The sequence below is a fragment of the Planctomycetota bacterium genome, assembly GCA_016207825.1.
Classification (GTDB): domain Bacteria; phylum Planctomycetota; class MHYJ01; order JACQXL01; family JACQZI01; genus JACQZI01.
Genome location: JACQZI010000005.1, coordinates 81,819 through 106,853 on the forward strand (window position 1 = coordinate 81,819; position 25,035 = coordinate 106,853).

At 46.8% G+C, this 25,035-nt stretch carries 22 protein-coding genes; 8 read left to right on the top strand and 14 right to left on the bottom strand.

All coding sequences use genetic code 11. From position 1 onward, the window contains the following. Positions 1-13 precede the first annotated feature (13 nt). Entirely contained in the window at positions 14-1,015 is a 1,002-nt protein-coding gene (locus tag HY811_00965) for an RluA family pseudouridine synthase (GenBank protein ID MBI4833376.1), read from the bottom strand. Between the two features lie 855 nt (positions 1,016-1,870). Between HY811_00965 and HY811_00970 the strand changes: the two genes are divergently transcribed. Further along, complete coding sequence (locus HY811_00970; protein MBI4833377.1) at positions 1,871-2,434, top strand: hypothetical protein; 564 nt, start codon at positions 1,871-1,873, stop codon at positions 2,432-2,434. Positions 2,435-2,775: 341 nt separating this feature from the next. Then, positions 2,776-3,393 (top strand): tetratricopeptide repeat protein, encoded by a 618-nt coding sequence (locus HY811_00975; protein ID MBI4833378.1) that lies wholly within the window; start codon positions 2,776-2,778, stop codon positions 3,391-3,393. A 101-nt stretch (positions 3,394-3,494) separates the two neighbouring features. On the opposite strand, the gene HY811_00980 is transcribed toward HY811_00975, so the two are convergent. From HY811_00980 to HY811_00995, 4 genes are all read right to left on the bottom strand, one after another. Next, positions 3,495-5,183 carry a hypothetical protein gene (locus HY811_00980; GenBank protein ID MBI4833379.1) on the bottom strand — a complete coding sequence of 563 codons (1,689 nt, stop codon included), beginning with the start codon at positions 5,181-5,183 and terminating at the stop codon, positions 3,495-3,497. A 23-nt stretch (positions 5,184-5,206) separates the two neighbouring features. Next, positions 5,207-5,989 carry an ABC transporter ATP-binding protein gene (locus HY811_00985; GenBank protein ID MBI4833380.1) on the bottom strand — a complete coding sequence of 261 codons (783 nt, stop codon included), beginning with the start codon at positions 5,987-5,989 and terminating at the stop codon, positions 5,207-5,209. Positions 5,990-6,126: 137 nt separating this feature from the next. Next, on the bottom strand, positions 6,127-6,876 hold the full coding sequence (locus HY811_00990; protein ID MBI4833381.1) for a hypothetical protein: 750 nt from the start codon (positions 6,874-6,876) through the stop codon (positions 6,127-6,129). Between the two features lie 9 nt (positions 6,877-6,885). After that, complete coding sequence (locus tag HY811_00995) at positions 6,886-7,752, bottom strand: 4-hydroxy-tetrahydrodipicolinate synthase (protein MBI4833382.1); 867 nt, start codon at positions 7,750-7,752, stop codon at positions 6,886-6,888. A 175-nt stretch (positions 7,753-7,927) separates the two neighbouring features. Between HY811_00995 and HY811_01000 the strand changes: the two genes are divergently transcribed. The 6 genes from HY811_01000 (at position 7,928) to HY811_01025 (ending at position 15,475) form a co-directional block, all read left to right on the top strand. Next, complete coding sequence (locus HY811_01000; GenBank protein ID MBI4833383.1) at positions 7,928-9,628, top strand: FHA domain-containing protein; 1,701 nt, start codon at positions 7,928-7,930, stop codon at positions 9,626-9,628. Between the two features lie 40 nt (positions 9,629-9,668). Beyond that, complete coding sequence (locus tag HY811_01005) at positions 9,669-10,841, top strand: 1-deoxy-D-xylulose-5-phosphate reductoisomerase (protein MBI4833384.1); 1,173 nt, start codon at positions 9,669-9,671, stop codon at positions 10,839-10,841. Continuing rightward, complete coding sequence (gene rseP / locus HY811_01010) at positions 10,838-12,646, top strand: RIP metalloprotease RseP (protein ID MBI4833385.1); 1,809 nt, start codon at positions 10,838-10,840, stop codon at positions 12,644-12,646. Before HY811_01005 ends, rseP begins: the two co-directional genes overlap by 4 nt. Positions 12,647-12,651: 5 nt before the next feature. Next, entirely contained in the window at positions 12,652-12,933 is a 282-nt protein-coding gene (locus HY811_01015; GenBank protein ID MBI4833386.1) for a hypothetical protein, read from the top strand. A gap of 17 nt (positions 12,934-12,950) precedes the next feature. Next, positions 12,951-14,390 (top strand): sugar transferase, encoded by a 1,440-nt coding sequence (locus tag HY811_01020; protein MBI4833387.1) that lies wholly within the window; start codon positions 12,951-12,953, stop codon positions 14,388-14,390. A 104-nt stretch (positions 14,391-14,494) separates the two neighbouring features. Next, positions 14,495-15,475, top strand: coding sequence for a GTP-binding protein (locus tag HY811_01025; protein ID MBI4833388.1), 981 nt, complete (start codon positions 14,495-14,497; stop codon positions 15,473-15,475). Positions 15,476-15,627: 152 nt separating this feature from the next. Here the strand turns inward: HY811_01025 and HY811_01030 are convergent, their stop codons facing one another. The 9 genes from HY811_01030 to HY811_01070 form a co-directional block, all read right to left on the bottom strand. Then, positions 15,628-17,631, bottom strand: coding sequence for an APC family permease (locus HY811_01030; protein MBI4833389.1), 2,004 nt, complete (start codon positions 17,629-17,631; stop codon positions 15,628-15,630). Positions 17,632-18,026: 395 nt separating this feature from the next. After that, complete coding sequence (locus HY811_01035) at positions 18,027-19,775, bottom strand: HAMP domain-containing protein (protein MBI4833390.1); 1,749 nt, start codon at positions 19,773-19,775, stop codon at positions 18,027-18,029. A gap of 35 nt (positions 19,776-19,810) precedes the next feature. Further along, positions 19,811-20,488, bottom strand: a complete 678-nt coding sequence (locus HY811_01040) for a response regulator transcription factor (protein MBI4833391.1) — start codon at positions 20,486-20,488, stop codon at positions 19,811-19,813. Next, entirely contained in the window at positions 20,485-21,156 is a 672-nt protein-coding gene (phoU, locus tag HY811_01045) for a phosphate signaling complex protein PhoU (protein ID MBI4833392.1), read from the bottom strand. The genes HY811_01040 and phoU overlap by 4 nt, the downstream gene beginning before the upstream one ends. Further along, positions 21,157-21,588, bottom strand: coding sequence for an arsenate reductase ArsC (locus HY811_01050; protein ID MBI4833393.1), 432 nt, complete (start codon positions 21,586-21,588; stop codon positions 21,157-21,159). A 1-nt stretch (position 21,589) separates the two neighbouring features. Then, the gene (locus HY811_01055) at positions 21,590-22,381 is read right to left on the bottom strand and encodes a phosphate ABC transporter ATP-binding protein (GenBank protein MBI4833394.1); all 792 of its coding nucleotides are present in this window, start codon (positions 22,379-22,381) and stop codon (positions 21,590-21,592) included. Then, positions 22,351-23,208 carry a phosphate ABC transporter permease PstA gene (gene pstA, locus HY811_01060; protein MBI4833395.1) on the bottom strand — a complete coding sequence of 286 codons (858 nt, stop codon included), beginning with the start codon at positions 23,206-23,208 and terminating at the stop codon, positions 22,351-22,353. The genes HY811_01055 and pstA overlap by 31 nt, the downstream gene beginning before the upstream one ends. Then, complete coding sequence (pstC, locus tag HY811_01065; GenBank protein MBI4833396.1) at positions 23,205-24,086, bottom strand: phosphate ABC transporter permease subunit PstC; 882 nt, start codon at positions 24,084-24,086, stop codon at positions 23,205-23,207. Before pstC ends, pstA begins: the two co-directional genes overlap by 4 nt. Before the next feature lie 10 nt (positions 24,087-24,096). Continuing rightward, positions 24,097-24,990 carry a phosphate ABC transporter substrate-binding protein gene (locus HY811_01070; protein MBI4833397.1) on the bottom strand — a complete coding sequence of 298 codons (894 nt, stop codon included), beginning with the start codon at positions 24,988-24,990 and terminating at the stop codon, positions 24,097-24,099. Positions 24,991-25,035: the final 45 nt, after the last annotated feature.

The window sequence follows — 25,035 nt, forward strand, 5'->3', positions numbered from 1 at the left end:
CGCAAACTATCTTTTACTTTCTATACTTCCTTAAAGCCTCCAGCGCACGTTTCATATCATCCGGCAAATCCGCGCAGAACGACATTATATTGCCGCTTAGCGGATGTTGGAACATTATTTTATAAGCATGTAACGCCTGCCGGTCAAGTAATATCTCATTTAATAAATTATCGTCGGATTCCTTTTTGAGTTCCTCCGTCAGTAAATCGCCTATGGAAAGCTTTGCACTGCCTCCGTAAGTGGTGTCACCGACTATCGGGTGTCCGATAGAAGCCAGATGAACCCGTATCTGGTGGGTCCGGCCAGTTTTGGGCGCGACCTTGACAAAGGTAAATCCCTTAAAGCGCTCCTGGACCTCGTAATGGGAAACAGCCTCTCGGCCTTCGCCTTTCTTGGCAACCGCCATTTTCTCCTTATGGAATTTATGGCGCGACATTGGCTTGTCTATAATATCCGAATCCATCTTTACCTCACCTTCCACGATTGCCAGATATTCCTTCTTAATAGTCCGCTTGGCGAACTGCTTCCCCAGCGACATATGCGCCCGCGCGGTCTTGGCGGCAAGCATGATGCCGCTCGTATTCTTATCCAGCCGGTGGACAATGCCCGGGCGGTAAATGGATTCATCGCTTGGCTTTTTTTTCCCTCCGACGATTCGCTCGAAATCCACGGCGGAAGGCAAAACCCCGCAATGGCCCAGCAATGCGTTGGCAAGCGTGCCCGACCAATGCCCGCCTGCCGGATGAACGACCATATTCGGGGGCTTGTTGACGATAATCATATCTTCATCCTCGTGGATGATGGTAAGCGGGATAGATTCCGGCACCATCTGCGGCTTGATGAGGCGCGGAACGGAAAGCGTGATATTATCTCCCACATGGAGCTCGTAAGAAGGCTTGGAAGTTTTCCCGTTCACTTTGACTAAGCCATCCTTGATAAAACGCTGGATGAGGTTCCTGGAATATTCCTTCAGGCGCTTGGTAATGTAGACATCCAGACGGTAATCTTCCAGCATCGCCTTCTGGATGGAGAACTGCAAGTCGAACAAATTATTCTTATCTATAATGATTGGTTTCATAGCGTTCAAGAATTTAACACAACCGCTTGCTGGGGTCAAGAATTAATTCGTTATGACTTTAGCACTGATGTTACATTAATGTATATAAAGAGAAAGAAACAAGCGTAAACTAAACGCCCCTCATTCGCCTAATCTACGGTGCTTTTCACTTCAATCTTGACAAAGCGGTTTTTGATGATTCAGTAGAATACAATATAATACACTTTCAGCCTTAAAGAATAAATATATTCGTTTTCGCTCAGGGGGGTACTGCCCCCCACCCCTTAATTACATCCCCCCGGCCTATAAGATACTTCTCCCCGGTCTATAATCTACCTCTCCCCGGCCTATAATATACATGCCCCCGGTCTACAATCTACCTCTCCCCGGTCCATAGTATACAGGTCCTCGGCCTATAATATTTATCTCCCCCGTCTATAGTATACATGCCCCCCTCCTATAATATTCTTCTCCCCCATCCATAATACTTATTCCCCCGGTCTATGATATACTTCTCTCCCGCCTATAAGATACCTCTCCCCGGCCTACAATATACTTCTCCCCGGTCTACAGTATACATCTCCCCCGTCTATAATATACATGGGCCGGGTGGATAAAGTTAATGAGGAGTAATTTAAAAACAGTTAATAGGGACAGCCTTATATGTCAACAAAATTAAGGGTTTTGAGGCGTGGGATGTCCCTATAGTCCGAATCTGTCCCCAGTGCCCAACCGCTCAATGGGTTTTCCTCGCGTGACTTTTAATCCGCTTATAATTTGCAGCCATAGCGGATAAATGTTATATTGCCAATTATGGTTAAGGAAACCACCGACAAAGGCCGTCTGTGCGAAGTTTGCTTTAAGCCGTTTCCTTTCCAGGCTATCCGCATGGCCGGCGCACGGGATCTCTGTCCGGAATGCCTTTGGCGCACAAAAAAGCAAGAAGAAAACGCCCGGGTGGAGAAATCGCCCAAACCGGAAAGGAAAGAAATCAGCGTTGAGCACGATAAATTTCTTTCTTCACGAACTCTCTTCCGAATTCTTTTTAATCTATTACGGTTGGCGATTCTGATTTCCACAATGCTCTTTATGGATGCCATGGGCGATTTCCGCGGGTATTTCGAGGGACTGCTAATTTCTGATTTTGTGTGCCTTTTGGTTTATCGCCTGAAAACCCATGACAATTTTCCAGTAATAGAGACAATTATTTCCGCCGTGACGATTGTCAGCACGATTGCCACCATCACCGATGGCGAATCGTTTTTCCTGGTTTTTGGGTTTGTCTTCACCCTGCTTTTTAAAGTCGCTTATTACCGGATGCTTTATCTCATGAAAAAACAGCGTGCAAGTAAAACACATGAGACACTCTACCCATAAAACACATGGCCTGACACGTGAGCAACACGTGGGACACTTTTGCCAATTCCAATAAAATCAACGTGCTGCTAATGAATTATTCTTGACACAAAATACTCCTTTCATATAATAAGCGATAAGTAATATGCTCTAAAAGCTGCACGTGCCAATCCAGAGTTTAGTGCCCATAAAGAAAATTGATTTATAACATCTGGTAAATAAAGCGGAACGTATCCAATAGGCATCTCGAGAGGGGAAGTGGAGTCCCGGCCCATGGCGTCGGGGAGGTAACAGGAGTATTCCACGATAGCCCCAACCTGTTTCCATGGCCAAATGCGGTACACAAATAAAGGAGAAAACAAATGCGAAACGCAGGTAAATCTCTTTCAGTGGGAAAAAGGTTCTTATTAGGCGTGATTTCGTTAGCAGGGTTGATTTCCTGTGGAAACAATGGCGATGCTCGTGCTTTCAACTACGAAGGAACGGAAAAATTCAACGCAGCGTTTTATGCAGAAGCCATTTACCTATTCAATAGGGCCATTGAAATAGATCCCAAGCTTTCAGAAGCGTATACCAATCGCGCCATGGCAAAATGCGCATTGGAGGAATACGAGAGTGCTCTGGAAGACTGGAAAATTTACCTTACCCTTGAAAAAGAAATCTATATAATACACAAGAGTGAATACGAGCATGCCAAAGAAATGGTGGAGAATATGAAAAGCGACCCGAAGTCATTTTATTATCGGCGCGCCGATAAAGAATGGAATAGCAACAAGCTTAATGAAGCATTGGCTGATTTCACTAAAGTGCTTGAACTTGATCCCGAAGACGCCGAGGTTTACATCAAAAGAGGTTCGATAAAGGAAACAATGGGTGATTTTCCGGGCGCAGTTGAAGATTACGAAGAATCCATCAGATTAAGACCGGAATATGAAAAAGACATTAGGCGGTTGATTGACCGGGTTAAAGAAAAGTGGTAGAAATCGCTTTAAAAGCCCTGCCCGCTCCGTTAGTTCGCTTCACATTCGTTCGCGGTCTCTTCAAGGGCACGTGGGGAAGCTAACGGCAAATCAGCATCCCCCTACACCTCCAACCGTTCAATGGATTTCAGTCCATACCTCAGAGGAAAATATGCCGCGGCAACGCCTATTACGGTGATTAAGCCGGTTGTTACCATCCGCCAGAAATACAAATCGTGCCTGCCTAAATATCTGAATGAATGATATAAATGCGATGGAGCGGCTTGTATGAATACAATCGATAAAACAAATATCATGCTTAAAACCAGGGTCAGTGTCCCGCCGAAGCCGGCAACCATCTTGGAAGGATTATCTTCCTTAAGATTCGGGTATATCGCGCCGAAGCCGACCGCCAGTCCTGAAAGACCCAGGCATATAATAAAAACCGTATACGCCTGCATTATCGTATCATAAAGCGAAATCCTCAACATCTGGTTAGAGACAAACATCAGGCTCTCGCTTATCACCAAAGAACTTATCAGGGCAAGCAGGAATTTCCCGTAGACAATGGTTCGCCGGGTAATCGGCGCCATGCCGATGACCCAAAACCTTTGGCCTTCCAGACTCAACTGCGGATAGACGAAACGCGTGGTAAAGGTCGCCATGGTCAGGCTGGTTGCCATGAGATTGAGGAACGATATCAGGAACTGCCAGAACCTTTCCGTAGTCGGCAGATACGGAAGATTCCTTAAGTTGACGAAATATACGCCCAAGAGGCCGAAGAAGATAAGCGATTGCGACCACTGGACAGGGTCGCGTAATAACGATTTTATATCCTTGATTATTATTTCCCTTAAAGGCCTCGGCAGTAAAAAGAGACATATCCCCCCTAAGAAATCCACCCATGTGCTAACCGGATATTTCTTATCGCTCCGTGATGATTGCATCCGCGAATAGCCCGTAAGATAATACCGGCGGACAAATGCCGTCAAGAGGAACACGATAAAAAGAGACTGCGCGAGGATAAACAGGAAAAAGAAACTTATCCCGTGCAAGTCCGCCCTTGACGAGGACATCACCCCCTGCACCAGCCAGTAACTGGGGAGAAGCGGGTTCTGGGCAAAGGAGAACTTGCTTAAGAACTCCTCCATCCAGCGCACGGTAAAGGTCAACGCGGTTCCGCGCAGTTCTATAAGAGTGCTTATCAAAACCATGGCTAAGCCTATTGTCGCGGCAACGGCGACAAGGACAATCTGCCTTTTACGGCGCGGCATGTAGGTGGCAATCATCATGGAGATAAATATGCCCATCCCGGCCGGGATAAAGAGATAAATGATGATAAAGATAACGCTCAAAGGATAAAAGGAAAAAGGCAATCCCCGGTGGATTCCGTAAGCAAAAAGGAACGGGGTCACCAGAAAAAGGAACGCCCACGATGAAAAGCTCAGTGATTCCATTAACTTGTAACCGAACAAACTGCCGTTGCTTAAAGGGAAAGGTATCAGGAATTCGGTTTCCCTGGCTTTATAAAGGCCGGAAAAGCTGATGATGGCGTTGCTGACGACAAGCATAAGTGTCAAAGCAAGGAATAATAGCCCGAAAAGATATTCAGTAAGGAAATCTATCCCGACATCCGGAAAGGTGGAAAGGAAAACGTATCCCCTGGTAAAAACAGCATACAGGCCGAACCAGAAACTAACTGTTGCCAGGAATATAACGATAATCTTAAGCTTGGATTCCCGGAACAAGCCGAGCAGGCGGTTTTTCAATCCCCAGAATTTGGTCTGGGCTAATGCCGTAAAATTATTCATCTATTTTTTAATCCTTACGTTCTTTAGTCTGCCTTTGAGCAGTTTTGTGTCAGCGCCATGAAGACATCCTCCAAATCTCCCGCCTGCGCCCAAGCTTCGGTGGGCAGGCCTTCCTGCTTGGCGCGCGCTTTAAGTTCCTGCAATGTCCCTACGGTAAGCAATTGCCCCCTATTAATTATGCCGATGCGATCGGCGGTTTCCTCCGCCACGGAAAGAAGATGGGTCGACATGAATATCGTCCGCCCGTTTTCTTTTACTTCCTTACGGAATAAATCCTTGACGAGCTTGATGCTTGCCGGGTCTAAACCGACCAAAGGCTCATCCACCACAATCAATCCGCCCCGGGCGGGCTGGTGCAGGAAACTCGCGGAAATTATCAGGCGCTGTTTCATGCCCAAGGAATAAGTTTCCGTCAGCTGGTCGATATACTCGCCCATCTCGAACATGGCGACATATTTATCCAGCGCCTGCTTGAAGACGTCTTTTTCCATCTTATAAACATGGCCGACGAACTTGAGGAACTCCCTGCCGGAAAGCTTGTCATAAACAAACGGCTGGTCAGGAATATAAGCGAGCATCTTTTTGGCTTCGAGGTATTCTTTCTGGCGATGGATATTATGCCCGTAGATACTGACAGAGCCAAACGTGGGCTTAAGGAGCCCGACCATCATCTTGACCGTGGTGGTCTTGCCGGCGCCGTTCGGGCCGATAAAGGCGAAAAGCTCGCCATACGGTATTTCCAGGTTAAGGTTAAAAACGGCAATTTTGTCTCCGTAATGCTTGGTTAAGTTTTCAAGTTTTATCATACTGCTCCTCGGCTTAACACAAACTCATTCCTTCATTGTCATTCCCGCGCAAGCGGGAATCCAGCAATCCTGTTGGCAAAACTGGATACCTGCTTTCACAAGTATGACTATCTAATAAGATACCACATCATTTACTCTTAGTTTTGCTCCCTCAAGAAATATATGCCCGGACCGATGAGTTCTTCTTTTAGCACACGGCCGTCCGGTGTAATCCAGGCGGTCGGCTTAAATCCTTTATAATCCAGAACAACCTCATAAACATCATATTCCTTGTTTTGCCATTCCATTTTAGACATGGATTCGACCACCGCACGGACGCGCTCGACCGCACCGTTTATCGGATTAACCATGGTAATAGTCCATTCCTTGCCCACGCTTAAAGCAGGCATGGAAATAAAAGGCGAAAAGCCGTTGGAGAGTGTCGCATTGGATGTATTTTCATAACGGCTGGTCTTGGTCTGGGCGCCGTCAAATACCGTGACGACCATATCGTTGCCTTCGGCCTTGCCGCTGATTTTATAATTGATGACGGATGACTTTATGAAAAACTCGAAAGAGTCCGGCTGGTATTTCGGGTTAACCAGGGTATAACCGCTTATTTTGATTCTTTCGTTGAGGACAAATGAACTGATATTTATTTCCGAGTTGTTTGATATTTTATGATAGCCATCTTCCCGGAGTTCGATATCGGTAATTGAAAATCCGACCTTTTTATTAAGAAAATAAATACCCATCCGCGTTTGGGTAATGGCTGATTTATTCTTAAGGAATGTCTCATAAGAAGGATTAGAAAGAATTGGCAAGCCGGGAATAACCTCCTTGCTTATATAAAGGAAAGTCATTATTCCCCAGAAGACAACGATAAAGAAAGAAAACAGTTTGCCCATTTACCGATACTAACTTTTATATTTCCTTAAAACGGATTTCAGCTTGCGGAGGTTTTCCCTGGCAAGAGGGACTAGCGGCAGGCGCACTTCGTTGTTTATCTTGCCGGCAAGCGCCAGGGCGGTTTTTACCGGGACAGGATTGGATTCCAGAAATAGCGCCTTGGAAAGCGGTAATAAATACTCATGCACCTTCGCCGCTTCTTTGAAATTCCCCTGGATGCACAAATTGACTAAAAGAACAACTTCATCCGGCATGATATTAGCAAGCACGGAAATGACGCCTTTCGCACCAAGCTCCATCATCTGGCAGGTAAGCGAATCTTCTCCAGAAAGGATGGTAATATCAGACAAGTGCCTCAGGCGTTTTATTTCTTCCATATCGCTTATCGCTTCCTTAACGGCAACGATGTTTTTAAGTTTGCTCAAGCGTGCAATGGTTTCCGGCTTTATGGAAACGACGGTCCGCGAAGGAACATTATAAAGAATAAGCGGGACCTTCGGCACGCTTTGGGAAATGGCTTTAAAGTGCTGGAACATTCCTTCCTGGGAAGGCTTGTTGTAATAAGGAACGACCACAAGCGCCCCATCAACACCAAGCGAGGCAGCAGTTTTGGTAAAAGCAATGCTTCGAAAAGTATCGTTCGTGCCGGTGTAAGCGATTACAGGAACCCTGCCTTTACAACGCCTGATGGTTGTTTTTATGACGGATATTTTTTCTTCCCCGGAAAGAGTACACGACTCACCGGTCGTGGCGCAGACAACAATGCCGTTAATCCCGCATCTTATCTGGAAATCCACGAGTTCGATAAGCCTGGGAAAATCAATCTTCCCCCTTCTAAAAGGTGTAACCAGAGCGACAAAAGCACCTTCAAACATATTTTTCATTTATTCGGCTATTTAGTTTAATAATAATACCCTGAAATGGCAAGTAAAATAGGCGGGTAGTTTCCGCGTGAAGCGCCTAACCAGGCTACATCGAGGTAAATAATCCCGGTTAACTTTTTAGTATCATAATATTGAAAAACTTTTATATATTTGTATATTATACGGTATGCCTACATTAACCGTAAAACAGGGAATCAGGGTCATCAAGGAAGTAGTTATCAATAAACCATCTTTCTCTATCGGCCGCCTACCAGAAAATGACCTGGAACTGGCGGATAACCTTGCTTCACGGCGCCATACTGAAATATTAAAACAGGGAACCACTTATACGATTTATGATTTGGGAAGCGCCAACGGGACCTTCCTTAACAAAAAGAAAATAAAATCAGAACCTTTAAAAGACGGTGATGAAATCCAGATAGGAAACACCCTTATTATTTTTAAGGAGCAATCATCGTTTAACGTACCGGTCCCGCCCAAACCGCCCGTACCGCCGCCTAAACAGGGCAAAAGCAGTTTTGACAGCGACGTCGTCAAGCATATAGGCGAGCTCTCGCTGGATTACCGGCTGAACGTGAAGGATATAATCGCCAGCGGGCAATCAATCGCCCAGGCAGCCAAGGCAACAGGAGAAAAATCCAAGGAAAGCGAGCGGTTTTTCATCCTGTATCATCTGGGCAGGGCCGTGGCAACGGCGGATACTCTCGATGAAGTGCTCGAAATAGGGATGAGTTCCGTCTTTGACGTCATCAGCGCGGACCGCGGCACTATCATGATCCTAGATAAAGAAAGCGGAAAACTTGTTCCTAAATTAACTAAGCGGCGCCTTACCGATAAAGAAAAACAGGATAAAGCCGAAGGTAAACAAATAAAAGAACCGGAAGTTTACATAAGCTCTACCATTACCAATAAAGTGGTAACCGACAAGGTTTCGCTTATTACATCCGATGCGGCGCATGACCCGCGTTTCCAATCCGGGCTTTCCATCGCACAGTTCAACATCCGCTCGGCGCTTTGCGTCCCCCTGTGGGAAAAGGAAGATGTCTTCGGCGTTATCTACGTGGATAATTTGATGAAAACGCATGCGTTTACCAATGACGACTTGGAGCTCCTGACTGCTATCGCAAACCAGGTGGCCATCCGTATGAAACAGGATGAACTGCATAACAAGCTGCAGAAAGAAGCGCTGTTAAGAGGAAACCTGGAACGGTATCACTCACCCGACGTCGTGGAAATGATAATCAAGCAGTCAGGCGGCAAGGAAAATCCACTGGATGTAAAGGAAAGGGCGGTAACGATACTCTTTGCGGATATACAAAACTTTACCACGCTTTCCGAGAAAATAACCCCGATACAACTGGCGGAAATGCTGAACGGATTCTTTGAAACAATAACTAAAATCATATTTGAATTCAAAGGAAGCGTAAACAAATTTATCGGCGATGCGGTATTGGCCACTTTTAACGCACCGATTGACCTGGAAAACCACCAGCTTAACGCCGTGAAAGCAAGTGTGAAAATAATAGAGGCGGTCCAGGAACTACAGAAAAACGAACCTCCGGATGCGCCTAAATATAATGTCCGCTTGGGCGTCAATACGGGAACCGTGGTTGCCGGCAACGTGGGCGCCAAAACACGAATTGAATATGCAGTCCTGGGCGATGTGGTTAATATCGCTTCCCGCCTTAACCAATATGCCGATTCTAACGAGGTAGCCATAGGAGAAAGCACTTATGAATGCGTAAAGAAGGACTTTGAGTTTGCCTGCGTGGGCGGAGTGAAACTTAAAGGAAAGGCAAAAGAAGTCCAGGTTTACAAAATAAGCATTAAACCCGGTGATGTGCTGAAGTGCGAGCCACCCAAATAGCAATATATAAATTATATAACCCGATATAAATTATCCCGATATGAAAATTATTATCCTCGGCTCTACAGGGTCAATCGGCCAAAACGCCGTGAAAGTCGTAACACATCTCAATAACCTAAATAAAAAAGGCGTGATTAAAGAAAAAGTTGAGGTTGCCGGATTGGTCGCAAATTCCAACTGGCCGCTTTTATTAAAACAGATAAAAACAGTCAAGCCGAAATCGGTTGCTTTGATTGACAAAAACGCCTCGGATGCCTTAGCAAGCCGCCTGAAACATTATCCCGTCAATATCTGCCAAACACGCGATGATATCCATAGAATGATAGGCGAACCTTCGGTTAATATGGTGCTGGTGGCAATTTCCGGAGCGGAAGCGCTCCCCTTTACGATGACCGCAATTAATGCCGGCAAAAACCTAGCGCTGGCTAATAAAGAAGTCCTGGTAATGGCCGGTGAAATAATCATTCCTTTAGCCAGTAAAAAAGGGATTACTATCTTGCCGGTAGATAGCGAACACAGCGCGGTTTTCCAGGCGCTTCATTGCGGAAATCACAGCGATATCAAACAAGTAATCCTTACGGCATCCGGAGGCCCTTTTTATAACCATAAAAAGCAGGCGCTTAATAAAATAACGCTGGAAGAGGCGCTAAAACACCCTACGTGGAAAATGGGAGAAAAGATAACCATAGATTCGGCAACTCTGGTGAATAAAGCGCTGGAAATAATAGAGGCACACTGGCTTTTTAACCTTTCAGTCGGCCAGATAAAAGTAGTAATCCATCCTCAAAGTATCGTCCATTCCATGGTTGAATTCCGCGACGGCTCGATAATCGCGCAGATGGGCAAACCCGATATGAAAACTCCGATACAATTCGCCCTGACTTACCCCGAACGGCTTCCGGCATCAAACGGAACAATCATAAATAATTGCCTGCCTGATCTGACGTTTTCCAAACCGGATAAGGATAGATTCCCCGCTTTAAAGCTGGGCTATCAGGTCGTAGAAGAAGGCGGGACAAGCGGAGCGGTCCTCAATGCAGCAAACGAAGAAGCCGTGAAAATGTTCAGGGCAAGAAAGATACATTTTACCGATATAATTCCATTAGCCCAAAAAACGCTGAATAAGCATAAAATCATCGCTAACCCCACCATAAGGGATATCTGGGAAGCCGATGAATGGGCAAGAAAAGAAATAAGGAGGCATAAAAAATGATGTCAATATTCGGTCCTGTATTCACCGTTCTTATCGTAATGTTTGGCATAACAATTCTTATTTTCGTCCATGAATTGGGCCACTTTATAGTGGCAAAGCTTTCTAAAATAAAAGTGGAGGCATTTGCTATCGGCTTCGGACCCAAAATAATCGGTTATACCCACAAAGATACGGAATACCGCATCTGCTTGATTCCGCTGGGCGGCTATGTAAAAATGGCCGGCGAAAGCTTTGCCGATAAGGAGAAAAAAGGCTCTCCTGATGAGTTTATCTCGAAGCCACCTTTTACACGCATAGGGGTTTTTGCCGCCGGGGCAACCATGAACTTGCTGTTTGCCATTCCGGCATGCATCATAATGTATCTTCTGGGCGTAAATTTCAGCTCCCCGCAAATCGGCTCAATCTCTCCGGGAAAATCAGAATGGAATTCGGGTTTGCAGGTAGGCGATACAATCCTTGAAATAAATAACCAGCCTGTTAAAACAATGGAAGATTATCGCAGGGCAGTATTGCGCTCACCTCTGGGCACCGAACTACGTGTCAAAGCACTGAGGGGTGAAGAAACAATCACTGCCACGGTAACAGCGCAGGGCAGCCAGGGCTTCGGCGCACTGCCTCTGGCAAACGTGGTCAAATATATCAGGAAAGGTTCGGCCGCGGAAAAAGGAGGCCTAAAACCACGAGATGAAATACTGGAAATCTCAGGCAAAGTCATTTATAGTAACAAACAAATGCTCCAACTGGCAAGTGAAAAAAAGGACCAGCCCATTAATATAAAAATACGCCGACCCTCGCCCGATAATATCAATGTCTCGGCAGTTACAACGCTGACTCTAAAACCCGAAAGGTTTATGGACTCTTTATATGATATCGAGGCGGTCGAAAACATTCCTGCAGTTGTCGGCTCGGTAAAAAAAGAATCCCCGGCTGATATGGCAGGCTTAAAACCGGGCGATAAAATATTGTCTATAAACGATATGCCCGTACTTTCCTGGCATAAATTCAAGGAGATAGTCAACGCCCACAGCAATACCGAACTATCTGTAAAAATATTGAGAAAAAAAGAAGAGTTCACGCTTAAGCTCACACCAAGGGCTGATTTTGACGGCTCAGGAGTGGTTGATATGATTTTTGCCTCAAGTAATGTTTTAGGAGAAATTCCAGCCGGCTCCCCCCTGGAATCCGCTGGCCTCAAACCGGATGATATAATCATCAAGGCTAACGATAAAGAAATTTCTGATTTAACCGAACTGGACGAAATCGTCTGGGAAAGCAAAGGCAAGCTCATAAAGCTCCAGATAAAAAGAGGCGACGAAATAATTGAAACCTCTCTTGCACCAAAAGCAAAGGATCAGTGGCTATTAGGAATAGAGTTCAAACCGAAAAGCGTCCAGCAAAAATACGGATTCGGAGAAGCCATCATCAAAGGATTAAACGAATCGGTTGATTTGGTCGTCCTTACTTTCCAGCTAATAGGAAAACTGTTCAAAGGGGAAGAATCCACCAAGGGACTGGCCGGTCCGATAGGAATTTTCAGGTTTTCTTATATTGTCGTCCAGACAGAAGGTATTTCGTATTTCCTCTGGCTACTGGCTTTATTCAGCCTGAACCTAGCAATCCTAAATCTCTTGCCAATTCCGGTCTTGGACGGAGGCGGGATATTCCTGACATTAATAGAAAAAATGAAGGGAACGCCGGTTAGCGAAAAAGTACAGATGGTGGCGCAATATATCGGACTTTTTATCATCCTTTCTCTTGTATTTTTTGCGTTTTATAACGATATCGTTAATATCGTATTAGGATAATTTAAATGGCATCCGAAACCAAAAAGTGGCAAGGCTTTAAAGTGGAAAAAGTGATTGTGGATACCAATTCCTCCTATATCTATATGGGGACTTTGAAATCATACGATGATTGTTTCATCACACTTAATGATGTGGATGTCCATGATAACCGCGAAAGCACATCCACCAAAGAACAGTATATAAACCAAACGAGGAAAAACGGAATACATAAAAACAGGAATGAAGTAATCATCCGTAAGGAGCAAATCGTTAGTTTTTCCCTTCTGGATGATGTAATCCCCTATTAACAACAAACTCCGCAAAAATGATCATAAAAAAGGAACAAAGGTATAAGGCTTTGCTCTTAATTGCCGATATACTGGGCATTTCCGCGGCGTATCTGGCAAGCCTGGCAATACGCTTCTATCTCTTTAAAGATTGGGATATTTTCAGGCAGGGCGACCCGCCTTTGGAAATCTACCTCAAAACGCTTCCTTATATCCTGATCATCTGGCTGGTTATCTTCCGCTTCAGCGGGGTATATGCTCTGGCACTCAAAGGTTCGGATGAAATAATCACCGTTTTTAAGGCCGTTTTATTCTGCGTGCTAATCTCGCTTTCTTTCCTTTTCTTCTACCGGGAATTTGAATATTCACGTGCAGTCCTGGCGTTTTTCGCCGTATTGGCGGCCATGGCTATCCTAACCTGCCGGATTATAATGCGCTGGTTGCAGGAAATCCTGCTCAAAAAATCCGGAAGTATCACCAACCTTATTATCATAGGTAATAATAGCGTCGGCAAACAACTGGCTGATGAGATTTCCGGATATTCATTCGGCTATAACCTCCTAGGCTTTATCGGGACTGGAGATGAACCGCCCAAACATTTTAATTACCCTGTTTTGGGAAAACTAAAGGATATAGAAAAAATCATCGCGGAAAAAAATGTCCAGGAAATTTGGATTGCGCTTACAGGCGCACCCAGGGAAAAACTGCTAAATCTCGTAGAAATATGCCTGAAAGCGAAAATATCCTGGAAAATGGTGCCTGACTTATACGAAATCATGATGGATTGGGTAAAGGTGGATTCCCTAGGAGGCATCCCCTTAATCGGGATGCGCCGTTCAAATATAACCGGCTTAAACGCCCTGACCAAGCGGATTCTGGACCTCTTCTGTGCCGGGCTTCTCATTATCCTAACCTCACCGGTAATGCTCGTTTCCGCACTGCTTATCAAAATCACCTCTGCCGGGCCTGTTTTATTCATGCAGAAACGCATCGGGCATAACGGCAAACGCTTTGTCTTCCTGAAATTCCGCACCATGATGACGGATACCAGCCGCGCGATACACAAGGATTTCACCAAGAAATGGATTGAAGGCACCATTGAAGAAGCGTCCGGGGAAAAGAAAACCGTGTATAAAATAAAACACGACCCGCGCGTTACCAAGATCGGAAAGTGGCTGAGGAAGCTGAGCATAGACGAACTGCCGCAATTATTTAACGTGATTAAAGGCGATATGAGCTTAATAGGTCCCCGCCCCGCACTCGCTTATGAGATAGAACACTACAAGGAATGGCACAAACGCCGCCTGGAAACCAAACCTGGAGTAACCGGACTTTGGCAGGTCAGTGGCCGTAATATGGTTTCCTTTGACGAAATGGCAAAGCTCGACATATATTATATAGAAAACTGGTCTTTTGGATTAGACCTTAATATAATCATTAAAACTGTCTTTGTGGTTCTCTTTAAACGCGCGTATTAAGAAAAATTTTGCACACGGATTGAACTGATAAAGCTGATAATCCTTATATGATAAAAATCCGCCTAATCCACTAAATCGGTGTACTAATGAAAGAGCCCCAAACAATGCTTTACGCATTACCTATTACTCCCCCAGCAGAAGGCGGGATAAATATTATACACTTCATTGGTAAAGGTGTGAACAAAAAGATATTGCCCTTCCTTAAGGGGAAAACCTCAATTATCAGGCCTAACAAACTCTATCTCGGGTATTTCGAGGATAAAGGCAAAATCATAGACGAAGTTATTATAAACCTGATTCCTGCCAAACAAAGTTTAAGCGGGCTGGATACCGTGGAGATAAACTCACACGGCAGCGTTTTGGTAGCAGATAAGATAATCTCAGCACTTAAAAAGAGCGGGATTAAAATAATTACTACTCAGCAATTGCTGAAACTGGCCCTGAAGAATAGAAGGGTAAACTCCGTCCAAAAAGGCATTCTGGAATCGCTGTTGAGTGCAAAGACAGAACTGGCGTGCAGGTTCTTCCTGCAAAGGCTTGCCAAACCAAGCAAACAACCACCGGAATCAAAGCGGATGGAAAAACTGTTTAACCATCCAAGGCGAATTGTTTTAGTCGGAAAGGCAAACAGCGGGAAATCTACACTCTTCAATGTGCTGGCAGGCCAAAAGCGGGTAATTGAGCATCCGACTCCCGGCACAACCCGTGATGTGGTGGAAGAAACAATCGCGATAAAAGGAATCCCGTTTGTGCTGGCGGATACCGCCGGTTGGTTAAAAGGTAATTCAATAAACACAAAAAGAATATTCCGGAAAGGCGATATTATTATTTACATGGTAGACGGTTCCAAACGGCGTGAGAAGGCAGAAGAAACGGTTAACCACTTAGGGTTCACCGCCCTGAACCCAACACGGTTCAGGGAGAGGGCAACAATCTTAGCTATAAATAAGTGTGACTTGCCTAAGAGTGCGGATTTAGGCAGGCTAAAGATAAAGGCGTTATCGATTTCCGCATTAAAGAGGATTGGCATAGAACCCCTCACCCAAAAGATACTCTCCATTACAAAAAAACAACTCCTAATTTAACAGAATTAACCAGAAGGACCGATTCATCCCAACGACATCCACGTGCTTCTATCCTTTAAATAATCAGGTGTCCACAAAAGTAACGCATGTCGCGGAAGCTAAGCGAAGTGGAATTAACCTTAGCTTCTTTTACTTATTACCGATTAACGAAACTATTTAATCCGCGCCGGCATAATTACCAATGTATGTTCAGATAACTGCAATCTCTTCTGAAGAATAAAAGCGGTTTCATTATGCAGCATCGGATGATACCAGCGCTCCTGCTGGAAAACCAATTGCCCCGCGAAGAATGTCACGTGGGAAAATTCCTTGCTCAAATCCAGGCAGAGTTTTTCAAGTTCGGCCACCACGTCCGTGCCGACCGCCATCCGGTAATCCGCCGGCATGCCCTGCCCGTGCATCAGTTCGACATACTTTTTAAGGTCGTCCTCGGTCTGATTTTTAAGGCGCTCAATCATATCTTCGCCTTTGAAGATGCCGGAATCAACCGCGCCGACGGAAAGGAAAACCACGTTCTTAAACTGGTTGGGGAATTCGCGGAAGGCCGCGAAGACGGTATGGATTCCCAGCCCGTTATATCCGCCCACCAAAACGGCCGCGGTCGGCTGGGTTTTATCTACCGCGCCGGGCAAAACTTCCGTTACCCTGGGCATACTGGAAAGATGCGTGTAAAGCATGGCGAGTTTTCTGCCCAGCGCCCGATAGTGCCGCCTGACCCAGAAGCAGAAAAGTATGATGGCTCCCGTAACCGCCAGCGTCAACCAGCCGCCTTCCGGGAATTTCTCGTAAACGGTCACACAAAGAATCGTTGAGCACATAGTCAAGCCGATGACGTGGATGGAAATCTTTCTCTTCCATCCGGCAGGGTCTTTGCGCCGGCTGAAATAAAAGCGGCACATGGAAAGCTCGGTCATGGAAAAAGTCAGGAAAACATTGATGCTGTACATGACGACGATCTGGCGGACATCGCCCTTGGTATAGAGAAGCGCGATAAGCGCCGCCCCACCCATCAACATTACCCCGTTCTGGATGGTCAGGCGGTCGGATAATGAAGCAAACTTGCGCGGCATCCAGGAATCCATCGCCATATTGGAAAGCACGCGCGGCCCATCCACGAAACCCGCTTGCGCCGCCACCACCAGAAGCGCGCCTTCGGAAACCAGGGTCAGCACCACGAAAATATAACCGAGCGGAATGACTTCAATAAATCTCTCAACCAAAACGGCGTTCATGGTTTTTCCCTCAACCGCGCTGACATTCCAGAGGAGATAGCAGAACAAAAGACCGGAAGCGGTAAAGGCAAGCGAAATCGCCATATAGAGCATGGTCCGCTTGCCGGTTTGCACATGCGGCTCGCGCATTATCGCCAGCCCGTTGGAAACCGCTTCTATTCCCGTGTAAGTGCCGCCGCCCAGCGAATAGGCGTAAAGGAAAAGCGCAAACATACCGCCGATGCCGATTGTGGACAATCCGTTTGAAAATCCCTGCTGTGCCGTATCCAGCGTTGCCCCAAGCGACGGCGCCTTTACTAAGAACCCGACCGAAATCAGGATAAAATGCGTCACCACGAAAAGCATGAATATCGGCGTAAGGATAAGGATGGATTCCTTGACGCCCCGTAAGTTCAGGATAATCAGCACGAGTATAAAGAAAATCTCGACGAATATTTTATATGGGTGCCAGGCTATCGGCAGAAAGCTGAACAAAGCATCTCCCGAAGCGGCGATTGAAACAGTAATGGTCAGTATATAATCCACGAAAAGCGCGCAGCCGGAAACAAGGCCCGCCTTCTCCCCCAACAGTTTCGTGGCGACGACATAACCGCCTCCTCCGTGCGGGAAATGCTCGATGACGCGGCTGTAGGCAATGGCAATGACAAACACGGTCAGCGCCATTACCGCTGCCAGGATGATTGCCAGGTAAGTATGCGTCCCGAGCGTGCGGAAGGCCTCATCCGGTCCGTAGGCAGATGAAGAAAGCCCGTCCGCGCCCAGACCCACCCAAGCAAGGAGCGCAATCAGGGAAAGCCGGTGCAGGATGCCCTTATCCTTCAGATCACGAGGCGGGCCGATTAAGAAACGCTTCAGGCGCGCGCCAAAATCCGGTTCTTCTTGAGGGGTGTTAAGATTGGAGCCGTTGAGTGGATTGCCTTCCATACAGAACCTCCGTGGATAATCCCTATTAGAGAGTCGGGCCCTCCGGGATTTCCGGCACTCGTCCGAATGGACATTCGTCCGGGCGGGGGTTCTCTCCTTTAACGCCTACGGGGTTAGCTGACGGGCTCGGGCAAAAAGAGTTGCCCTACCCCGCACCTACTTTTGTAGATAAACTATCTTTTGCCTGATAGCCTTTCTTCCAAAAGTAAGTGCGGGGATTCGCCCCAATTACCTGCCCCCGATTAAATCGGGGTTCGGGCGGGTCGGTTCCCCCATTCCCCTACTATATAGGAGATTCGGCGATGGGAATTTTACGCGTATTATAAACCGCTATTACGCAAAAGTCAATAAATTGATAATGCCTAAAAGCAGGCTTAGCACCGGTGATTTCCACGCTAATTTAGCGGCAATTTTATGGTAAAGGTGCTTCCTTTATTGATTTCGCTCTGTACGGAAACCTCGCCCTGATGCAGTTGGATGATATGCTTGACGATTGATAATCCCAGCCCGGTCCCGCCCATTTCCCTGGAGCGGGATTTATCCACCCGGTAAAATCTCTCGAATACCCGCGCCAAATCCTCTTGCGGTATGCCGATTCCATTATCTATACATTCTATCTTCAGCTTATCCAATTCGATTTCGGCTTTAAGCTCTATCTTACCTCCGCTGGGAGTATATTTAATCGCGTTATCAATAAGATTCCCTATCGCTTTGCTCATAAGGTCAGGGTCAAGAGGCGTTTCCGGAATGGAAGCATCAATATTCCTGGTAACAATATGCTGCTTGCCGGCAATAGCCGGCCGGTAGTTCTCAATCACCCTTTCGATAAGCTTGTTAATAGCGGTTGGTTTCAGGCGAATGATGCTCCCCATCGGGCGCGAAGATTCCAGGCGCGACAGCTCCAAGAGGTCTTCTACCAGGTTGGTTAACTGCTTGACATTGCGGTCGATGATATTCAAGAACTCCGCGGCGCTTTGCTTATCCTCCATCCCGCCTTCTTTTAATGTTTCCACATAGCCTTTGATAAAAGTAAGCGGTGTCCTTAATTCATGCGAGACATTGGCGACAAAATCCTTGCGCAACTGCTCAAAACGGTTTTGTTCCGTCACATCATAAATTACCAGCATAAAGTTATCAGGCAACGCGTTTATAGGCGTGTAATACAGCCGCAATTGGCGGGCGTTAGGCGATACAATATCCATGGATGCAGAGCCTTTCATTGAACCGACCTGCCGGTTTTTAACAAACTTAACAAGCTGTTCGTGGCGGACTGTTTCCCAGAGATGGGTATTCGCGGCTTTTTCTATGGTAAAATCCATTAGTTTACCCGCGGCGGCATTGGCAAATATGATTTTCAACTCATCATCGAAAGCGATTATTCCCTCGGAGGTCGTGGAAAGGACGGTATTAAGCATATTGGATTTTTCCCTGATTTCAGAGAATTTCTGCCGGAGTTCGTCGCTCATTACGTTGATTGTCTTAGTAAGCGTCCCGATTTCGTCATTGGAGGCAATGGAAATCTGCTGGCTGAAATCCCCCTTGGCGATGGATTCGGCAACCGCAGCCACTTTGTTGAGAGGCCGCGTGACTTTCCTGGTCAGCCAGAATCCCATTAAAACCGCAATAATAATCAGGATGCCGAACGTAATCCCTATTGTTCGATACATCTGGTTTGTCATATGGTTAATCTGGCTTAATGGCAGGGCTACACGGATTATTTTATCAGCAGGGGCGTTCGGTGTTAAAGGGATTGCCAGATATATCATATCCAAAGAAAGGGTGTTGCTGAAACGAATTGCCTGTCCTTTGCCTGTCGCACGGGCGTTGATAATTTCCAGCCGGTCATTATGGTTTACCATCGTTTCCGGGTCTCTTTCGGAATCTGCCAGCACCTTGCCGTCCCTGTCAATGATGGTTATCCGTGTCCGGATGCTTTTTCCTAATTCAACCATTCTTGATTCAAGCGAAGGAATGCTTACGTTTATTTCCTTGATTAAAGCGCTGGCCATTTGCGCGTTGTTATCGAGCTGCTGATTAATCTCCTGTATGTAAACTTCCTTAAACGACCCGATTGCGATAAGCGACATTACCGCCAGTGACAGGATAATCAGGATGAAATAAGTTAAAAACAGTTTACGGAACAAAACGATACTCCTTTAAGGGCCGGTTATTTTACACTTTATGAGGCGGTGAATTTATAACCAACGCTTCGGATTGTTTCTATCCGGCTTTTATATTTACCCATCTTCTTTCTTAGCGATGCGATATGTACATCTATGGTCCGGTCAATCACCATGGCGTCATCCCCGCGCCCGGCGGAAATAAGCTCGTCCCGCGATACGACTTTCCCCATATTATTTGCCAGATGCCACAAGAGGTTGAATTCCGTATTGGTCAGGCTCAGGAGTTTGTCTTTTATGGCAACGGTTCTCCCGCTATAATCTATCACGATATCTTCTATGGTTAATTGTTTCTTGGATTCGCTTTCCTTGAATCTTCTCAAGACCGCCTTGACGCGCGCCACCAGTTCCCGCGGGCTGAATGGCTTCGTGATGTAATCATCAGCCCCCAATTCCAATCCAACCACTTTATCCGTTTCCTGTGCCTTGGCCGTGAGCATGATAACGGGTATCTTTGAAGATTCGGCGCTTATTTTGAGGCGTTTGCATACTTCTAATCCGTCCATTCCCGGCAACATAATATCCAGAAGTATTAAATCCGGTTTATGCTTGCGGATTATTTCCAGCCCCTGTATTCCGTCTTTGGCTCCGATGACCAGAAACCCTTCCTTGGAAAGATGGTGTTCAATCAGTTTAATCAGGTCTTTTTCGTCGTCAATGACTAATATTGTTTTCATTTGCGCTTCTTTTCCTCATGATGATGCCGGACATCCCGTCCCTGCACCAGGTAAATAACCTCTTCGGCGATATTCGTGGCGTGGTCGCCCATCTTTTCCAGGTTCCTGGAAATAAGGATTAACGCCAGCGCCCGCTGGATACTCTGGGAATCTGATATCATATAAGTCAAAAGCTCCCTGAAAATCTGGTCCTTGAAGGCGTCTATTTTATCATCCGAATCAAGCACCTTCTGCGCCAAGGCGACATCTCTCTGGATAAAGGCGTTCAGGCTGTCCCGCACCGACTTCTGGACGATATCCGCCATAATCGGCGTATCCACAAAAGGCTTTAACGGAGGATATTTTAATAAATAAACCGTATTCTGGCAAATATTAATCGCCTGGTCGGCAATCCGCTCCAGCTCGTCGTTAATCTTAGAAGCGGCGATGAGGAAACGCAAATCGCCGGCAACCGGCTGCATCCGGGCTATCAGCGTAATCACATCCTCGTCTATTTCTATCTGGAGGGTGTTCACCTCTTTTTCCTTTTCCTGCGCCTCGGCGATAATCCGCTCATTGCGGTCGACCAGCGCCGTAATCGCTATTCGAATCATCGCCTCCGCCAAGGTTGCCATCCGGACGAGCTTTTCGTTGATGCTTTTTACTTCGTTATCAAAATGCCGTTTCATTTATTCGCCTCCTTTGTTGATGGAATCTATCAAATTCCTGACGTTCTGTTCTATGATGTTGCGGACGGCCCGGAATTCGGCTATACTCTTGTCTTTCGGGTCCGGGATATCCCATTCAAGATACTTCTTTCCGGGCATAAAAGGGCAGACCTGCCCGAATGATTTTCCGTTCAGGCGGGCCTTCTCGCAACCCATGGAAACGATGTAATCAAACTCCTTATCTTTGAAAGCCTCAAAGCCTTTAGGCCGTTGCGCGGAGATATCTATGTTTTTCTCCTTCATCACTTCTATGGCAAAGGGTTCGACCCGTACTGCCGGCTTTGAGCCGGCGCTGTAAGCCTCAATCATGTTGTTCCCCAAAGCACGGGCAAACCCTTCCGACATCTGGCTTCGTGCTGAATTTCCGACACACAGAAATAAAATCTTTGTCATATTATCCGAACCTCCCTGTAATATAATCTTCCGTCCGCTTATCTTTCGGCTTGGTGAATATTTGGTTGGTTTCGTCAAATTCCACCAGCTCGCCCAGCAAAAAGAATCCCGTATAATCGGAAATCCTTGCCGCCTGCTGCATGTTATGCGTTACGATAACGATTGTATACTCCTTTTTCAACTGATAAATAAGTTCTTCTATCTTGGCAGTGGAAATGGGGTCTAAGGCGGATGCCGGCTCGTCCATGAGTATTATTTCCGGCTTGATTGCCAGCGCGCGGGCAATGCACAGCCTCTGCTGCTGGCCGCCGGATAAATCAAAGGCGTTTTTATGGAGGACGTCTTTGACCTCATCCCATAACGCGGCATCGCGCAGGCTTTGCTCGACCCTTTCGGATAACTCCTTGTGCGATTTGGCCATCCCGTTAATCCTTAACCCGTAGGCGACATTCTCGAAAATAGTCTTGGGGAACGGATTTGATTTCTGGAAGACCATGCCGATTTTGCGGCGCAGTTCCGTTACATCTATGTCGCAATTACACATATCTTTTCCGTCTATAATGATTCGTCCGTTACAGCCGCATCCTTTAATCAAATCGTTCATCCGGTTAAAGGTCCTTAAGAAAGTGCTTTTGCCGCACCCCGAAGGGCCGATTAACGCGGTCACTTTATTGGCTGCTATTTTGATATTGATATCATTCAGCGCCCTGACCTTGCCGTAATAAACATTAAGGCCGATTACTTCTATCTTGGGATTTTCGATTACCATTTCTTGTTTCTCCTGAAGCGCCATCTGATGATAATGGCTAATAAACTCATTCCTAACACCAAAAGGATTAATACCAATGCCGTGCCGTATTGCAGGCTGATGCTCAATCCCGGAACCTGCGTGGAGATAACGTACAGATGATAAGGCAAAGCCATCACCTGGTCAAAAACTGATTCGGGCAGGTTCGGCAGGTAAAACGCCGCCGCGGTAAAAAGAATCGGCGCGGTCTCCCCGGCCGCCCGGCCGATGCCTAAGATTGTCCCGGTAAGAATGCCGGGCAGGGCGTAAGGAAGCACGCACCGCCGGATGGTCTGCCATTTGGTCGCCCCTAATGCCAGCGATGCCTCGCGGAACCCCTGCGGCACAGCCGTCAACGCCTCCTGCGTTGAAGCGATAATCACGGGCAATATCATTATGGATAAGGTTAACGCGCCGGCCAATATCGAGGCGCCTAATTTCAGCATGATAACAAAAAGCCCCAGCCCGAAAAGCCCGTAAACAATGGATGGAACCCCGGCAAGGTTTACGATTGCCAGCTGGATAAGCCTGGTTAAAAGGTTCTGCCGGGCGTATTCCGTAAGATAAATCGCGGACATGATGCCGATAGGCAGGGCGATAATAACCGCCCCGGTTACCAAATAGAGCGTCCCGACGATTGCCGGGAATATCCCGCCCGCTTTCATCCCGTCGCGCGGCATATCCGTCAGGAATGTCCAGTTGATTGCCGGCAGGCCTTTAATAACAATCATCGCGACAATCAACACGACCGGCACGACCACGACCAGCGTGGCTAACAACAAGACGCCGAAGGCGATGCGCTGGGAAACTTTCGGGCTTATTAACTTTCTCATTTCTTAATCCGCCTTATAAAGAAATCGCCGGTAAGGTTAATCATAAAAGTTATAATGAATAAAATAGCGCCGATGGCAAAAAGGGCGAAATAATGGTCGCTCTGGTGCACGGTCTCGCCCATTTCCGCGGCGATTGTCGCGGTCATCGTCCGGACCGGTTTCAGGAAGTTAAAGCTCATGACCGCGGCGTTTCCGGTAACCATCATGACCGCCATGGTCTCGCCTATCACCCGGCCGAATCCGAGCATGACCGCGGCAACAATCCCGGATAACGCCGCCGGCACGCATACCTTTATAATCGTCTGCCATTTGGTCGCCCCCAGCGCCAGCGATGCCTCTTTATATGATTTGGGCACGGCGTTTAAGGCGTCTTCCGTAATGGAGACGATGGTTGGCATCGCCATAAAGGCGAGCATAATCGAGCCGGTTAAAGCCGTTAAGCCGGTATTAAGGTGAAATACGCTTTTCACCATAGGCACCAGCGTCACTATCCCGATAAATCCGAGGACGACCGATGGAATCGAGGCGAGTAATTCCACCAGCGGTTTCAATATCTCGCGCACCGCGGCGGGCGCCACCTCTCCGATATAAATGGCGCAGGCGATTCCCAAAGGAACGGAAATAACCATCGCGCCGATGGTTACCAGGAAAGAACCCATTATGAGGGGCAGGATTCCGAACCGCGCCGGGTCGGAAATCGGATACCAGAACTTGCCGGTAATAAACTCGCCTAAGCCGGTTGTTTTAAACAACTGGCTTGATTCCTTGATAAGGAAAACAAATATCAGGCAGACGAAAAGAACGATTAACAGCCCGCTAATCAGGATGGATTTTTCAATAACGAATTCTTTTGCCTGCCTGAAAATGCCTGCCTTCATAAAACCCTCTTCAGTTTATGGGAACAAAATCCAGCTTCTTCACGATTTCCTGCCCTTCGGCTGAACGCACAAAGTCCAGGAATGCCTTAGCCAGTCCTTGCGGTTCGCCTGCCGTATACATGAAAAGCGGGCGGGAAATCGGGTAAGAATTATTCTTGACCGTTTCCATGCTGGGCTTGACAAAAGGCCCGCCTTTTTGGGAAACCCCCAGCGCCTTTTGTTTATTGCTGACATAGCCTAATCCGTAATAGCCTATGGCGGATTGGTTCTGCGATACTTCATCCGCAATCGCCTGGGAAGAGGACATCAAAAGGGCGTTCGGTGCAAACTCCTCCGGCCCTTTCTCGTTGCCTTTTCTCAAAACATGCTCCTTAAAATACACGTGCGTCCCGGAATTAACCTCGCGGGAGAGTATGGTAATGGACTGGCCATTCCCGCCGACATCTTTCCAGTTGGTGATTGTTCCCATAAAGATATCCCTCAACTGGTCTGTGGTTAATTGAGCAATTGGGTTAGAAGGATGGACGACCACGGCCAGCCCGTCAAGCCCGACGACAAACTCTGCCGGGTTTTTCCCTTTATCCTTTGCCTGTTGCTTTTCTTTATCCTTCATGGCGCGCGAGCACTGGGAAATATCGCAGGTGCCGTTGATTAAAGCGGCAATGCCTGTGCCCGAGCCGCCGCCGGTTACCGCCACGCTTGTTTTAGAATGCTTTTTCATGAACGCCTCTGCCCATGCCTGGCCGAGATTGACCATGGTGTCCGAGCCTTTAATCTGGAGGCTTCCGGTTAATTCCGAGTTGCCGGCTGGGGTGTTGCTGGAAGGTGATGCTTCCCTGCCGCAACCCATAAGCACGCTGCACCCTATCACTATTAACCATATTAGGTTTCTCATGTTCTTCATCCTCCTATATCTTTGGTTTTCTTATAAAACAATCTCTGCGTTCTC

Bases quoted from the DNA above. Each gene is read 5' to 3' on its own strand.
- HY811_01025 (MBI4833388.1), top strand. From the start codon at position 14,495: ATGCTTTACGCATTACCTATTACTCCCCCAGCAGAAGGCGGGATAAAT.
- HY811_01055 (MBI4833394.1), bottom strand. From the start codon at position 22,381: ATGGCGCTTCAGGAGAAACAAGAAATGGTAATCGAAAATCCCAAGATA.
- HY811_00975 (MBI4833378.1), top strand. From the start codon at position 2,776: ATGCGAAACGCAGGTAAATCTCTTTCAGTGGGAAAAAGGTTCTTATTA.
- pstC (MBI4833396.1), bottom strand. From the start codon at position 24,086: ATGAAGGCAGGCATTTTCAGGCAGGCAAAAGAATTCGTTATTGAAAAA.
- HY811_01030 (MBI4833389.1), bottom strand. From the start codon at position 17,631: ATGGAAGGCAATCCACTCAACGGCTCCAATCTTAACACCCCTCAAGAA.
- phoU (MBI4833392.1), bottom strand. From the start codon at position 21,156: ATGAAACGGCATTTTGATAACGAAGTAAAAAGCATCAACGAAAAGCTC.
- HY811_00965 (MBI4833376.1), bottom strand. From the start codon at position 1,015: ATGCTGGAAGATTACCGTCTGGATGTCTACATTACCAAGCGCCTGAAG.
- HY811_00980 (MBI4833379.1), bottom strand. From the start codon at position 5,183: ATGAATAATTTTACGGCATTAGCCCAGACCAAATTCTGGGGATTGAAA.
- HY811_01000 (MBI4833383.1), top strand. From the start codon at position 7,928: ATGCCTACATTAACCGTAAAACAGGGAATCAGGGTCATCAAGGAAGTA.
- HY811_00970 (MBI4833377.1), top strand. From the start codon at position 1,871: ATGGTTAAGGAAACCACCGACAAAGGCCGTCTGTGCGAAGTTTGCTTT.
- rseP (MBI4833385.1), top strand. From the start codon at position 10,838: ATGATGTCAATATTCGGTCCTGTATTCACCGTTCTTATCGTAATGTTT.
- HY811_01015 (MBI4833386.1), top strand. From the start codon at position 12,652: ATGGCATCCGAAACCAAAAAGTGGCAAGGCTTTAAAGTGGAAAAAGTG.
- HY811_01070 (MBI4833397.1), bottom strand. From the start codon at position 24,990: ATGAAGAACATGAGAAACCTAATATGGTTAATAGTGATAGGGTGCAGC.
- HY811_01050 (MBI4833393.1), bottom strand. From the start codon at position 21,588: ATGACAAAGATTTTATTTCTGTGTGTCGGAAATTCAGCACGAAGCCAG.
- pstA (MBI4833395.1), bottom strand. From the start codon at position 23,208: ATGAGAAAGTTAATAAGCCCGAAAGTTTCCCAGCGCATCGCCTTCGGC.
- HY811_01005 (MBI4833384.1), top strand. From the start codon at position 9,669: ATGAAAATTATTATCCTCGGCTCTACAGGGTCAATCGGCCAAAACGCC.
- HY811_00985 (MBI4833380.1), bottom strand. From the start codon at position 5,989: ATGATAAAACTTGAAAACTTAACCAAGCATTACGGAGACAAAATTGCC.
- HY811_01020 (MBI4833387.1), top strand. From the start codon at position 12,951: ATGATCATAAAAAAGGAACAAAGGTATAAGGCTTTGCTCTTAATTGCC.
- HY811_00995 (MBI4833382.1), bottom strand. From the start codon at position 7,752: ATGTTTGAAGGTGCTTTTGTCGCTCTGGTTACACCTTTTAGAAGGGGG.
- HY811_01040 (MBI4833391.1), bottom strand. From the start codon at position 20,488: ATGAAAACAATATTAGTCATTGACGACGAAAAAGACCTGATTAAACTG.
- HY811_00990 (MBI4833381.1), bottom strand. From the start codon at position 6,876: ATGGGCAAACTGTTTTCTTTCTTTATCGTTGTCTTCTGGGGAATAATG.